The 13532-nt window shown below is 65.3% G+C and carries 13 protein-coding genes and 1 pseudogene; 5 read left to right on the top strand and 9 right to left on the bottom strand.

Going from position 1 to position 13532, the window contains the following annotated elements; all coding sequences use genetic code 11:
* The first annotated feature begins 30 nt into the window (after positions 1 to 30).
* Entirely contained in the window at positions 31 to 897 is an 867-nt protein-coding gene (locus J4G43_RS37580) for a hypothetical protein (protein WP_208088004.1), read from the top strand.
* Here the strand turns inward: J4G43_RS37580 and J4G43_RS37575 are convergent.
* The 7 genes from J4G43_RS37575 to mdcA are packed head-to-tail and all read right to left on the bottom strand — an operon-like array spanning position 837 to position 6869.
* Positions 837 to 1757, bottom strand: coding sequence for an acyltransferase domain-containing protein (locus J4G43_RS37575; protein WP_084795019.1), 921 nt, complete (start codon positions 1755 to 1757; stop codon positions 837 to 839). The genes J4G43_RS37580 and J4G43_RS37575 overlap by 61 nt on opposite strands.
* Positions 1757 to 2620 (bottom strand): triphosphoribosyl-dephospho-CoA synthase MdcB, encoded by an 864-nt coding sequence (gene mdcB, locus J4G43_RS37570; protein ID WP_208088003.1) that lies wholly within the window; start codon positions 2618 to 2620, stop codon positions 1757 to 1759. The genes J4G43_RS37575 and mdcB overlap by 1 nt, the downstream gene beginning before the upstream one ends.
* Positions 2617 to 3264, bottom strand: coding sequence for a malonate decarboxylase holo-[acyl-carrier-protein] synthase (gene mdcG / locus J4G43_RS37565; protein WP_208088002.1), 648 nt, complete (start codon positions 3262 to 3264; stop codon positions 2617 to 2619). The genes mdcB and mdcG overlap by 4 nt, the downstream gene beginning before the upstream one ends.
* Complete coding sequence (mdcE, locus tag J4G43_RS37560) at positions 3257 to 3997, bottom strand: biotin-independent malonate decarboxylase subunit gamma (RefSeq protein ID WP_208088001.1); 741 nt, start codon at positions 3995 to 3997, stop codon at positions 3257 to 3259. The genes mdcG and mdcE overlap by 8 nt, the downstream gene beginning before the upstream one ends.
* Positions 3984 to 4898 carry a biotin-independent malonate decarboxylase subunit beta gene (locus J4G43_RS37555; protein ID WP_208088000.1) on the bottom strand — a complete coding sequence of 305 codons (915 nt, stop codon included), beginning with the start codon at positions 4896 to 4898 and terminating at the stop codon, positions 3984 to 3986. Before J4G43_RS37555 ends, mdcE begins: the two co-directional genes overlap by 14 nt.
* Positions 4895 to 5212 carry a malonate decarboxylase acyl carrier protein gene (gene mdcC / locus J4G43_RS37550; RefSeq protein WP_208087999.1) on the bottom strand — a complete coding sequence of 106 codons (318 nt, stop codon included), beginning with the start codon at positions 5210 to 5212 and terminating at the stop codon, positions 4895 to 4897. Before mdcC ends, J4G43_RS37555 begins: the two co-directional genes overlap by 4 nt.
* Before the next feature lie 10 nt (positions 5213 to 5222).
* Positions 5223 to 6869 (bottom strand): malonate decarboxylase subunit alpha, encoded by a 1647-nt coding sequence (mdcA, locus tag J4G43_RS37545; RefSeq protein ID WP_085402437.1) that lies wholly within the window; start codon positions 6867 to 6869, stop codon positions 5223 to 5225.
* A gap of 192 nt (positions 6870 to 7061) precedes the next feature.
* On the opposite strand from mdcA, the pseudogene madL reads away from it, so the two are divergent.
* From madL to J4G43_RS37525, 4 genes and pseudogenes are all read left to right on the top strand, one after another.
* A pseudogene (gene madL, locus J4G43_RS37540) lies at positions 7062 to 7483 on the top strand (malonate transporter subunit MadL).
* On the top strand, positions 7480 to 8244 hold the full coding sequence (gene madM, locus J4G43_RS37535) for a malonate transporter subunit MadM (protein ID WP_166343381.1): 765 nt from the start codon (positions 7480 to 7482) through the stop codon (positions 8242 to 8244). The pseudogene madL and the gene madM overlap by 4 nt, the downstream one beginning before the upstream one ends.
* On the top strand, positions 8245 to 8931 hold the full coding sequence (locus J4G43_RS37530) for a GntR family transcriptional regulator (RefSeq protein WP_208087998.1): 687 nt from the start codon (positions 8245 to 8247) through the stop codon (positions 8929 to 8931).
* A gap of 465 nt (positions 8932 to 9396) precedes the next feature.
* The gene (locus tag J4G43_RS37525) at positions 9397 to 10545 is read left to right on the top strand and encodes an ABC transporter substrate-binding protein (protein ID WP_208087997.1); all 1149 of its coding nucleotides are present in this window, start codon (positions 9397 to 9399) and stop codon (positions 10543 to 10545) included.
* 92 nt (positions 10546 to 10637) lie between these two features.
* Here J4G43_RS37525 and J4G43_RS37520 read toward each other — a convergent pair whose 3' ends face one another.
* Together J4G43_RS37520 and J4G43_RS37515 are read right to left on the bottom strand one after the other, a co-directional pair.
* Entirely contained in the window at positions 10638 to 11867 is a 1230-nt protein-coding gene (locus tag J4G43_RS37520) for a Gfo/Idh/MocA family protein (protein WP_208087996.1), read from the bottom strand.
* Positions 11868 to 11900: 33 nt separating this feature from the next.
* Entirely contained in the window at positions 11901 to 13526 is a 1626-nt protein-coding gene (locus J4G43_RS37515; protein WP_208087995.1) for a dipeptide ABC transporter ATP-binding protein, read from the bottom strand.
* Positions 13527 to 13532 lie beyond the last annotated feature (6 nt).

The raw sequence follows: 13532 nt of genomic DNA, 5'->3' as shown, positions 1-13532 counted from the left end.
CCTGCGCCCGCTTCCGCGGAAGCAGAGTGCTTGACGCGGCCCGGCAAGTCGACCGCCGATGGCCAGCACTGGGTCTATCGGGTGGAAGGCCAGCGCAGATGCTGGTTCCAGATCGCCGAAGGAACTGAGAGGGCGAAGAAGCTGGTTCAGCAACGCGCCACCAAACATCGTGTCGCCGCGGCCGAAGAGAACCAGACCGCGGCGCGCAAGCGGAAGACGGTGGTGGATGCGCGCGCGGAGCTGCCGCGCTCCGCACCTGCGGATACGTCCCGGCCGAGCCCGTCCGTGGTTGATGCCAGTCCCGTCCTCGCCACCGGGATCGCAACCCGCGCGTCGCCGGCCCCCTTTTCCAAACGCGACCGGCTCACGGCCGACGAGATCACGCCGCGCCAGGTCGACGTGGAGGCACTCCTTGCGGCGGCACCAGCCGCCAGTGACGTGGTTGCCGCCTCGGCGGCACCGCTCGCCTTTTCCGCCGCAGAGGCGGGCGATGACGGACGGGTTTGGACCTGGCTTGGCATGCTGCTGATGGCTTTGGGGCTTGTCTCCGTCTTAAGCGCGAGTCTAACCATTCGGTGGGCCGCGCTGCTGCCCCAGCTATTATTCGCTTGCCAGCGGCGAGTTGACGCCAGCAGGCAGAATGGGCCTCGAGCTCCCTGGCGGCGCGGCTCCCTGGTTTGGGTCCAACAGGGCTTATGGGGCAATGCCTGGCGTCGCTCAACACCACAGCTTTCAGCACCGATCGCGGTGAGTATCTGGAGGCTTCTCTTGTCGAGGGCGAGTTCGCTCGAGAAATTTCATGCGTTCGCTCAATCGCGAGCCGCCGGGCGCGCTGCCTATTCGGAAACAACCCAGTTTCGCAGACCATCGATCGTGCGAAATCCGTCGGCGGCGTAGCAGCGGATCGATGGATGGAAGCCTTGCGTCATCTCGGCAAGCGCGTGTCCTGGACCGAGGTCCAGGACTTGATCGACCCCGAGCTCTACGAGAGCCTCCAGCGTCGCCGCCCAGTCGATCGGGCGCGCGATCTGGCATGCGAGCTTTGCTGTCGCATCGGTCACGGAGAAGATGCGCTCGCCGCCATCCCCTGCGAGGAGGGTTCGTTGGTCTGCGACAGGAGCGCGTCTGCTGGTCGCAAGCGCTTGCTGCAAGGGCGTGCAGGCCGGTTCGAGACGCGTCGTATGCGAGGCGATTTTGACGGCGAGAAGACCGGCGCGGGCGGCGCCCTGTGTCGTCGCCTCCTGACAGAGGGCGATGACATCGCACTCCGCGCCTCCAACCACGACAAGAAGGCCGGGATTCCTGATTGCGATCTCGCAGCGGTGCGTCTCGAGCAGGTGTTCGAGCGTGGCTCGTTCGAGCCCGCGGACATAGCCGAGCCGCCCGTCCGGCCCCGCCACGCCGTCCATCAATCGGGCGCGGATATCGGTCAGTCGCAACGCTTCGGCGGCGGTCCATATTCCCGCAACGCTCCAGGCCGCCATCTCGCCGACGCTGTAGCCCGTGACAGCGGTTCCCTCAGTCAGCAAGTCCGCGATACAGGCGTGGATCGCGAGCGCCGATGTGACGGTCAGGATCTGGCTGGCATGGTTGGCGGACAGCTCGTCCGCGCGGCGCGTCCTTATGAACTTCCGCGGATCTTCGCCGAGACAAGCGGTCGCAGCGGCGAAGACCGATTCCGCAGCAGGCCGATCGGCGACGAGATCGAAGATATTGTCCGACAGGGTGCCTTGTCCGCCGCAGAGCAGTGCAAGCATCAGGGGGCCAGCCGATCGACGAAGAGAGCGTCCACAAACAGAGCCATGGCGAGCAGATCTGCCGATCCGCCCGGACTGAGATTGCGCGCGACGAACGCCTGGTGAATGCCGTCGGCGTGCTTGCGCCAGCCTGGGCAACCGATTCCGCCTGCGGCAAGGAATGCGGATGCGCTAGCCTGCGCGAAGCGCAATCCGTCAACTCCGCCCCTGTGCAACAGATTGGTGTCGGCAACATCTGCGATCAGCGCCATGCAGGTCTGAACCCGGACCGCCTCCTCATCCCGAGGCGCGAGCGTCCGCGCCGCATGCAGCGCGGGAAGGGCGATGTCATAGACGGAGGGGAAGCCACAAGCCGCTTCCGCCCTGGCGCCGCCGGCGCCGTAGCGACGTGACGCCACGGCGCCGTGGCTACGCATGGATATCGGGCCTGCGTAGATGGCGTCGCCCCAACGTTGCGACACCAATTCGCCGAGCGGCTTGCGAATGCCGAGAGCGCCGCGATACCCGGCCGCGGCGCAGAGCAGACCCAGTCCGAAGATCGCGCCGCGATGCGTGTTCACACCTGAGGTCGCCGCCAACATCGCGCGCTCCGCCGCAACCCCGATCGCGCGCAACCGGTCCATGCCGGCGCCCTCGGCGCCCGCGGCTGCGAGGTCGTGGAAGAACGGAGCCAGCGTGTCGGCACTTCGGCACAGGAGCCCGGCGTCCATATCGCGATGCGCGCCGTTGTCGACGTGGCTGACGAGCCCCGGCTTCGGATAGGTATCGACTTCGAGCTTCAGGCACAGCGATGCGAGATGACCGAGCTGCTCCGCGCGGAGCACGCGTTGCGGCGGCGCTTGCCATCTCAGCGCGACATTCATGACGCGCCACCCGCAAGAAACGCCGCACGCATGGTGACATGAACGCCGGCCGCGCCCTTGACGAGGACTTCGTCCTCGTCAGCGCCGGTCTGCTCGCGCCATTGCACACCGCCGGCGTGATAGACGATCTCGCCGTCGAGCCGCATCGGTGCCGTCTCTGCGATCCGCGCGATGTCGGACGGCAGGGTGTTCGCGTGCCTCGCCGACGACAGCGGCCAGAGCAGGTCGAGGTCCGATCCATCGGACAGATAGGGCAGGCCGGTGAGATGCTGCCAGGCCAGACTGCCGAATGTGCGCGTCTCCGGCAGAAGGCGGACGAGCAGGTCGATGGTCTGGCGCCACGACGCCGGCGCGGCTGCTGCCGTATCCGCCAGCAATGGCGGCGGAGCATGCGCGATGAGTTCGCCGGGGGCGAGCGCGACCGCGATACGCCGCTTGCCGTGGCTCGGCGGCAGCGGCAGGCCGAGCGGAATCATGCCTGCGGGGTCGTTGCAGGCCGGCCTACGAACCACGAGCGGGCGGCCGGTGCGCGCCCAGCCCTCGATAATCGGCTCGCCGGCGAGCGCGGGATTTCGGCTCATCGCGGCGGCCCACCCGGTGGCCGAGGCCGTCACCATCGTATGGCGCTGGAGGGCTTCAGCCATGTTGCGCCCCCTGATGCGCGGCTGCCGCGAGCGTGACAACCCGATCGGCGATCTCGGCCGCCTTCCGCCGGCCGCCACGCTCGGCGCCGAGTCGCGCGCGATCGTCCTGTCCCTGCGGTCGTTGCAGCACGGCGGCAAGCTGCGGCGCCAAAGGCGTATTTTCATCCCAGACGGCGTGAATGCCGCCGGTCTGCACCATGTTGTCGAGGCCGGGCGCGAACACCGGCGTCGCTTCCGCCTTGGCCTTCAGCACATCGATCGGCAGCTTGGTGACCCGCGCCATCGACGGCAGATCCATGACCGCGGGATGCGCACCGGGCAGCGCCACCAGCGTGCCGGTGGCGAGCGCGGTGGCGATGAACGCACCGGCCGCGCTGCCGCCATAGAGCAGGCCGACGGTGCGGTGTCCCTCGGCTTCCGCCAGCAGCAGGGTCTTGGCGAGATGCGACAGATACTCGCTGAGGCCGAGCAACTCGTCGCGCTTGCTCATGCGCTGGCTGGCGGAATCCACCAGGACCAGGATCGGCGCGCGATCGCCGGATTTGACGATCTCGATCACGCGCCCTGCGAGCACGATCGCCTCGTCGATGCCGAGCGGTTGACCCTGCGTGATGCCGAGCACGTGGATTGGACCGCCATTGGGGAGCATCGCCTGTCCCGCGATCATCGCGCCGGTGGTTGCGATCTTGCTGCCGTTCGGAAAGAGACTGACCAGGATTTCATCGAGCGTCATCGGCGTTCTCCCTGTTGCTTGCCGCGCGAAGAAATGCGCCGGTCGGAAGTGCGGGGATCTGGGTCGGCTGGTCGATGCTAAGCGTCTGCCAGATCTCGATGGCGTCCTCGGCCTCGCCGAAACGCTGCAATCGCCGCTCGAGGCGCGTCTGCTCGGCTTCGAGCACCGCCACGTCGCATCGTCTGTTGGCTTTGAGCGCGTCGACCGCCGCCTGACGAAACGCCTGCGCCTCGTCGTCGACGAACGCATCAGCGCCGCCGATCAGGTAGCGGTGCTTGCCGCCCATGGTGCGCCACACCAGCGCGCGATCGCGCGAGTCGAATTCCTCGATGCCCTTGTTGGTTTCGATGACCTCGGGGCCGCTGACACTGAGCCGGCCTTGTTCGGATACGATCAAACGCGAGCAGGTGCCGGCGATCAGGCTGCCGCCGCCATAACAGCCGGCACGGCCGCCGATCAGGCCGACGATGTGGATGCCGGCGCGCCGTGCCTCGATGATCGCGCGCATGATCTCGGCGATGGCGAGCTCGCCCGCATTGGCTTCCTGAAGCCGCACGCCGCCGGTGTCGAACAGGATCAGTACGTCTTGATGAAGCGCACGCGCGGCGCGCAAGAGGCCCGTGAGCTTGGCGCCATGGACCTCGCCGAAGGCACCGCCCATGAAGCGTCCCTCCTGCGCCGCGACGAGCACCGGTGCGCCGTCCAGCCGGCCGCGGCCGACGACGATGCCGTCGTCGAACTGCTCCGGCAGGTCGAAGATCGCCAGATGCGGGCTCATCTCGCGCAGCTCGGGGCCAATGAGTTCGGCAAAGCTGCTGGCGTCGACGAGCGCGTCGATGCGCTGGCGGGCGCTGGCCTCGTACCAGCTCAGCGCGGTATTGTCGGCTGTGGCCGATGTCATCGTTCCGGCTCCTCGATCTTGCGGACGCCTTGCGCAAGGCGCAGCGCCACTGTGTCGGGCCTGGCGCCGCCGTCATTAATGGAAATGCGTAAGCCCCCGGCAGAGCGGCGGGCGACGAAGTCGCGGACCACGGCGTCCCAGACCATGCCGAAGCCATGAGCGGCCGTTGCGATGTCGATGGTGCAGACATCTTCCGGCGAGACGCGTTCCAGCAGGACCTCGAGATTGCCGGAGGCGACGACGCCGACGATCGCCTGGGTGCGGGTGCCGCCGGCGCATCTCGGGGCAGTCAGTCTGAAGCTGAGCTTTTCCATGCAAAACTCCTCACCAATTGCGGAAGCGGCTGGGCGGGCGGTAGAGACCGCCGGAGGCCAGCATGAGGTCCTTGATCGAGCGGGCCGCCAGCAGGCGCCGGTCGGCGTCGAGCGGATCGATGCCGAGATCCTCGGGGCGCTGGATCACGCCGCGCTGCCTGAGCTGTTCAACCAGCTTCGCATCACGCGCGCGTCCGATGTCGGTGTAGCCGGCAACGCCGCGGATCGCCTGCTCGCGCTCGTCCTTGCTACGGCACATCAAGAGGTTGGCGATGCCTTCCTCGGTGACGATGTGGGTGACGTCGTCCGAGTAGACCATGACCGGCGCGAGATCGAGCTTGAGCTCGCGTGCCAGGTCGAGCGCATCGAGCCGCTCGACGAACAGCGGCGCATTGCGCTCACCGAAGGTCTCGCCGATCTGCACCACCAGCTTGCGGCCGCGGCGCAGCGCCGCGTTGGAGTCGGGATCGGCTTCGGCGCCGGCCTTGAGCCAGGGTTCGCTCGGGTGGCGCCGGCCGCGCGGGTCGGAGCCCATGTTAGGCGCACCGCCGAAGCCGGCGATGCGGCTGGTCGTCACCGTCGAACTGTGGCCTTCGAGGTCGATCTGAAGCGTCGATCCGATGAACATGTCGCAGGCATAGAGGCCCGCTGTCTGGCAGAAGGCGCGGTTCGATCGCAGCGAGCCGTCGGGACCCGTGAAGAAGACATCGGAACGCGCCGCGACGTAATCCTCCATGCCGACTTCCGAGCCGAAGCAGTGGATCTGGTCGACCCAGCCGGATTCGATCGCCGGAATGATCGTGGGATGTGGGTTGAGCGCGAAATGGGTGCAGATCTTGCCCTTGAGCCCGAGCCTCTCGCCATAAGTCGGCAGCAGCAGCTCGATCGCGGCGGTGTTGAAGCCGATGCCATGGTTGAGCCGGCGCACGCCGTAGGGCGCGTAGATGCCCTTGATCGCGAGCATTGCCGTCAGGATCTGGGTCTCGGTGATCGCGGCCGGGTCGCGGGTGAAGAGCGGCTCGACATAGAAGGGGCGCCCGGCCTCGACCACGAAATGCACGAGGTCGCCGGGAATATCGACGCGCGGCACCTTGTCGACGATTTCGGTCACCTGCGCCACGACGAGGCCGTTCTTGTAGCTCGTCGCCTCGACCACCGTCGGCGTGTCTTCGGTGTTGGGCCCCGTATAGAGATTGCCGTCCTTGTCGGCGCTCACCGCCGCGATGAGTGCGACGTTCGGCGTGAGATCGATGAAATACCGGGCGAACAGCTCGAGGTATGTGTGCACGGCCCCGAGCTCGATCTTGCGGCCGAACAGCATGCGCGCGATGCGGGCCGATTGCGGGCCCGAATAGGAGAAGTCGAGGCGCCGCGCGATTCCCTTGTCGAAGAGGTCGAGGTGGGAGGGCAGGACCACCCCCGACTGCACCATGTGCAGGTCATGGACATCCTGGGGGTCGAGGTTCGCGAGCGCCGAGGCGAGGATGTCGGCCTGCTTCTGATTATCGCCCTCCAGGCACACCCGGTCCCCTGACCGGATCACGGCCCTCAGGAATGCAGGCAGGTTCGCGATGGGCACCATCTTGCCCTCGGCGTGCTGGCCGCCGGCCGTCAGGCGCTCCGCCAGGGCGGCCTTTTGCATACCCCAATCGCTCATTTCGGCTCCTTGGCATGCGGGGTTGGCTTTCGATTGCCGTAATGTATGCGTATTGCCTTCAAATGTCAATTAGTGTATACATAAACCATAAGCGATGGATATTCGCATACACAGGAGGGAGTTTACGATGCGAATGCATGCAGATAGTCCAAGTCCTGGGGATCGTGCCTTGCTCGCCGAGGGGAGGCGCCCGTGACCATTTCCGGCGTAGCGCTGCTCGCGATCTGCACGGGGACCTGCTCGGCGTCGCCCTCGGTGTGAAGGCCAATGTCGGCGGCGTGGGCATCGCCATGATGTTCTTGATCGCGGCCCGGCTCTGGCTGGTGCGGCACGGCATACTCAGCCACGGGCTCAAGACCGGCGTCGAGTTCTGGGGCAGCTTCTACATTCCGATCGTGGTCGCCATGGCCGCGCAGCAGAATGTGGTCGCCGCGGCAAAAGGCGGTCCGATCGTCGTCATTGCGGGGATCGGCGCGGTCGCGGTGTGTTTCGCGATGGTGGCCCTGATCGGCCGGTTCAGCGGTCGTGTCGAGACCATGGACGAGATCGAGGCGCGAGAGGTCGAGGCGCTCGCTGCACCTGTGCCCCACTTCAAGTCCGGGAGGATCGGATGATCATGATGTCTCACATTCTCGCCGCCAATGCGCTGATCACTGCGTTCGCGGTCGTCGGAATCCTGATGTGGATCTCGGGGGCGATCTCGAAATATCTCACCTTCGGGCGCATTCACGCCTCGGCGATTGCGATCATGCTGGGCCTTGCGCTGGCCTTTTGGGGAGGCATCTCCACCGGCGGCGAGAAGGGCGTGGCCGACCTGCCGGCCCTGGCCGGGATCGGCCTGATGGGCGGAGCGATGCTGCGCGATTTCGCCATCGTCGCCACCGCCTTTGAGGTCGATGTCGTCCATGCGCGCAAGGCCGGGGCGATCGGTGCGGTCGCACTCGGACTGGGAACGGTGGTGCCGTTCATTCTCGGCGTGTTCATCGCCGCGGCGTTTGGCTACACTGACGCAGAATCGCTGACGACGATCGGCGCCGGTGCGGTCACCTACATCGTGGGCCCGGTCACGGGTGCGGCGATCGGCGCATCCTCACCGGTTATTGCGCTCTCGATCGCGACCGGTGTATTCAAGGCGGTGATCGTCATGATCGGCACGCCCTTTGTGGCGAAGATGATCGGCCTGAACAATCCGCGTAGCGCGATGGTGTTTGGCGGCTTGATGGGAACGGTCAGCGGCGTGTCTGGAGGGTTGGCGGCGACGGACCGACGTCTGGTGCCCTACGGTGCGCTGACGGCGACATTCCACACCGGGCTCGGATGCCTGGTCGCGCCCTCGATCCTTTACTTCGCGGTGCGCGCGATCACGGGAGGCTGAATGGCAGAAGTATTGAAGGTCGCAGTCGACGCGGAGGACGATGGCGGGCTGCTCTCCGATCGCATCCGGAATGCGCTTACGGACGAGATTGCCTCAGGTGCGCTCGTCGCCGGTTCGGCCTTGGAAGAGCAGCAGCTTGCCGATCGTTTTGGAGCTTCCCGCACGCCGGTGCGGGAGGCGCTTCGCCAGCTCGTGGTCAGCGGCCTCGTCGAGGTGCGCGGCCGCCGCGGCCTCGTCGTTGCGCGGATGACGCCGGAGCGCATCATGGACATGTTCGAGACCAGCGCCGAGGTGGAAGCCATGTGCGTCAGGCTCGCGACCTACCGCATGACGCCGCTCGAGCGCAGCCATCTGATCGAGCTCCATGACGCTTCGCTGAAGATGGTCGAGGCGAACGATGTCGACGCCTATGACGCGTTCAACCGGGAATTCCACGAATGCATCTACCGCGCAACGCACAACTCGTTTCTCGCCGAGCAGGCGCAGGACGTGCGTTCGCGGCTCAGCGCCTTCCGCCGCACCCAATTGCGGCAGGGCGATCGCATTCGCAAGTCCCGCGACGAGCATGACGCCATCATGCAGGCGATCGCGGAAGGTGACGGAGAGACCGCCGCGCGCCGAATGCGTGCGCACATGCTGAATGCCGCGTCCGCGCTCAGGCGCTTCATCGATGATCGCCTCGGCTGAGTAGCCCGATCGCACGTCGGGCCGATAGCTTGACCGCATCCGGCGGCCGCAGGCATGGACCATTGGTAAGGTTGCGTACCCATTCTGCCTGATCGAGGCACGCCGCGCTCGTATCGCGCCGAGCGGCTTGAGCGCGGCGTCAGATATTTCTACATCCACTCAGATCCGTTCCTGCGTGCCGGTTTGACAGGTATCAGGAAGCTGTTAGGCCAATAGTCCGAAGCAAAACATACGCAACGAACCGTACTCCTGCGGCTTGGGCCGGCGCCTGGCTTGAGACGCTGGTCCTTGTCCCTAGGCATAGGGACAGACACGGCCCTGCGATCCGCTTAGGGTCGCTCGCCTGGTTGCTCGTAACCCCGGGACAGGGCTTGAACATCGGACGATCTCCTCCGGGTCCTTGATGCTGCCCCGCGGGGTCCGATGCAACCAGCCGAAGCACTGGGGCGGACAGGGAGGAGCTGTATGACGATCGGTTTCACGCGCGTTTGTCTTGTTGTGGCCTGCGTACTTTATGGATGCGCGGCGCACGCGGAAATCAAAGTCGGAATTGTGATTTCGGCCACTGGCCCGGGATCTGCCTTGGGGCAACCCCAGCTCAAGACTGTCGCAGCTCTGCCAAAAGAGATCGGCGGAGAGAAGGTGACCTACGTCATCTTGGACGACGAGTCTGATTCCACCAAAGGGATCCAGAACGCGCGCCGGCTCGTGATCCAGGACAAGGTCGACGTGCTGGTCGGGTCTTCTCTGACGCCGGTGACCATGCCGATGCTCGACGTCGCGCTGGAGTCGAAGACGCCGCTGCTATCGCTGGCGGCCGCCACCGCCATCGTTCAGCCGCTGGACGACAAACGCGCCTGGGCCTTCAAGGTCGTCCCCAACGATGACCTGATGGCGAGCGCCATTCTCAAATACATCGCGAAATCAGGCGCGAAGACGCTTGGCTTTGTCGGTGTTTCGGATGGGTATGGCGAAGGTTACTATAAGGAGGTGAGCCGCCTTGCGCCGACCTTGGGTCTGACGGTGACGACGCATGAAGTCTACGCGCGTGCGGACACCAGCGTCACCGGCCAGGCGTTGAAGGTGATGTCGACGAATCCCGACGCCGTCTTCATTGCTTCTGCAGGTACCCCGGCGGTCCTGCCGCAACAGGCGCTCCGTGAGCGCGGATACACCGGAAAGATCTTTCAGACGCATGGCGTAGCCAGCGAGGAGTTCATCAAGCTCGGAGGCGCGGCCGTCGAAGGCGCTATTTTCGCCGGCGAGGCCTTTACCGTTGCGGCCGATCTTCCGGCGGGAGATCCGTTCCGTCACGCGACGGAGCAGTTCGTGACCGCCTATGAGGCGGTGAACGGTCAGAAACCCAATATGTTCGCGGCTCACCTCTGGGATGTCGTCGCACTGATCGGGAAGGCTGCTCCGAACGCGCTGAAGACGACGAAGCCGGGCACGCCCGAGTTTCGTGCAGCTCTGCGGGACGAACTCGAGCGCGGGGAGAACGTCTATCTCAACAACGGGCTGTCGAACATGAGCAAGACCGACCACAACGGCTATGATGAACGCTCGGCCTTTTTGATCAAGGTCGAGGGTGGGAAGTTCCGCTTGGCGAAATAGCAGAGCGCCATCCTCGGGAAGACGCGATGTTGAAGCCGAGCTTCTCGTCGGTGATCTCGACTCCTCAGCCTGGAGGACAGGGCTTCACGCCGTCAGCGCGCCACGAGAGGAACATAGTGTTCGAGTTCGGGATCGGGGAAATGGATGGTCCGGCCAAGCTCTGCGGAGCGATAGAGTCCCATAAGCATTTCCATGACACCGACCCCATCATCGAAGGTTTCTGCCGGACTCATGCCTCGCCTGAATGCCTCCACCATATGGCGGTTCTCGTCGGTGTAGCCGTAGATGCCGGCTTCGTCCTCGACAACCGGCATCAGACCTTGCTCGGAATTCTGTTTCTCGACGAGATCCTCGCCCTCTGATCCGCTGATCGCACGGGAAAGGAAGACCTTGAGGCCCGTCGAGAGCGAGGAGAACTCCATCGAATATTCGGGACCAAGCAATTCAAGCTGGATGCGCAGGCCCGCGCCGACATACGCCCATGAGGTTGTCGCCTCGATCATCAATTGATGCCCGTCAGCATCTTCCATCGCAAGTATCCCGCGCGCGAAATCTTCGACCGGACGTTTGGTGAAATCGACCCCCATTCGCCTCTTGAGGTCGGCGGCATAGTGGGGGCGCGTCCATTTGAGATTGGCCGTCGTGGCGCTGGCGCTGAGCAGCCTTAAGGAGTCGCGCTTTGCGCCCGGCGCGGTCAGCATGAAGCGTGCGACCTCGACTGAATGGCACATCATGTCGGAGAGCACGCCCCCTCCTTGTTTGTCACCTTGCCAGAACCACGGCTCGTGCGGTCCTGAATGCTCCTCGGCGGCACGCGCGAGATAGGGGCGTCCACTTCCGGGTACGGCCCGCCGCCAGATGATGTCCTTGCCGCGCATCACCGCGGTCGAGAAAAGCTGGTTCTCCAGATAACCGTGAAGCAGGCCTGCATCTTCGACGAGCCTGCGCATTTCCCGTGCTTCGGCAAGCGTGCGGGCGAGTGGCTTTTCGCAGGCAATGGCGCGCAGGGGAGCTCCGGCCTTGGTCACGCGGTGGATCTCGCGCATGATGTCGAGGCGGCTGTCGTTCGGCGTCAGCAGCCAAAGCGCATCGACCTCGCCGGACATTGCCATCGCCTCGATGCTGTCAAACACATGCGCCGGCCCAAGGCCAAGATTGCGCGCCTTGTCGGCAATGCGTGTCCGCCGCTCGGCGGAACGGCTGTAGACGCCGCCGACGCTGACGTTGCGCACACCGAGCATGGACTGCAGATGGAACGCGGCAATGAAGCCGCTGCCGACAAGGCCGATGCGCAGCAGTGGAAGTTCCGTGAGCTTCTGCATGTCAGAGACCTCCTTCAATGAAAATGCGGTGGTTCAGACCGACGAGGGCGTTCTGCGTTGCCTGCCCGGGATCGCGGCCAGCAGTGCCTGCGTGTAGGGATGCTCCGGCCGTGTCAGCAGATCTGCCGTCGGCCTGATCTCGACGATTTCTCCGAGGCGCATCACTGCGATCCTGTCGCAGACCTGGGCCGCGACGTTGAGATCGTGGGTGATGAACAGCACCGCCAGCCGCAGCCGCGCCTTCAATGTCTCGAGCAAGGTGAGCACTTGCGCCTGGACAGAGACGTCGAGCGCTGACACCGGTTCGTCGGCCACGAGCACCTCCGGGTCGAGCGCCAGCGCGCGCGCAATTCCGATCCGCTGGCGTTGCCCTCCGGAGAATTCATGCGGAAAGCGTCGCGCGGCGCTCGGGTCGAGACCCACGAGCGCCAGCAGTTCCTCGGCACGCGCGAAGGCCTGCGCCGGCGGGACGCCGTGCGCGATCGGCCCGTCGGCGATAATTCGCCCGACGCGGCGACGTGGATTGAGCGAGGCGAAGGGATCCTGGAATACCATTTGGACGTGCTTGCGGGCGGCCCGCAGGCGGGCACCGCGAGCCTCGGAGAAATCGAGTTCGCCGATACGGACCACGCCCGCATCGGCGTCGGTGAGACGCATCACCAGCCGACCGATCGTGCTCTTGCCCGAGCCGGACTCTCCAACGAGGCCGAGCGTCTCGCCGCGCCGGATTTCGAAGGTCACATTCTTTACGGCTGCGACCTCGGTCTGCGAGCTGAACCAGTCGCTGCCACGATAGATCTTCGCAAGTCCAGTCGCGGCGCAGGCGATCGGTTCGTCCTCGACCCGGGCCCGGACCGGCGGGGTCCCGCCGGGCACCGCGGCGAGCAGCCGACGCGTATAGGGATGCTGCGGGCGTTCGAGCACGTCCTCCACGGACCCCTGTTCGACGACGCGCCCCTTCTCCATGACCGCGACGCGATCCGCGATGTCGGCGACGACGCCGAAATCATGGGTGATGAACAGCACCGCCATGCCGCGCCGCTGCTGAATGTCCCGGATCAACCGAAGGATCTGCGCCTGTGTCGTGACGTCGAGTGCCGTGGTTGGTTCGTCCGCGACCAGGATCGATGGTTCGAGCGCAAGGGCCATTGCGATCATGGCACGCTGACGCTGGCCACCCGACAACTGATGCGGGTAGCTATGGATGATCCGCTCGAGGTCGCGCATGCCTACCTCTTCGAGGAGGGCGCGCAAGTGGGTTTGCCGCTCAGTTGGCGTGAATTGTCCGTGCGCCTCGAACGCTTCCATGATCTGGTCGCCGATCCTGATCACAGGATTGAGCGCTGTCATCGGTTCCTGGAAGATCATCGCAATGCGTCGCCCGCGCAACGTCCGCCATTCTGCTGCGGGGAGGTTCAGCAAATCGCGCCCCTCAAAGTGTATGGCCCCTGCAACCGGGCGAATGGCCCTGGGCAGCAGGCCCATGACGGCAGAGGCGCAGACCGATTTACCGGAGCCGGATTCACCGACGACGCAGAGGATTTGTCGCGGATACAGGGCAAGCGAAACGTCCTCGACGGCAGAGGCGCGATCCCCGCCGGCGGGCAGCGCCAGCGTCAGCCGTTCGATCGACAGGATCGCCTCTGTTGTCTCGCTCATGCTGCC

Source organism: Bradyrhizobium barranii subsp. barranii, assembly GCF_017565645.3.
Lineage (GTDB): Bacteria > Pseudomonadota > Alphaproteobacteria > Rhizobiales > Xanthobacteraceae > Bradyrhizobium > Bradyrhizobium barranii.
This window is presented reverse-complemented; position numbering and strand designations above follow the sequence as displayed.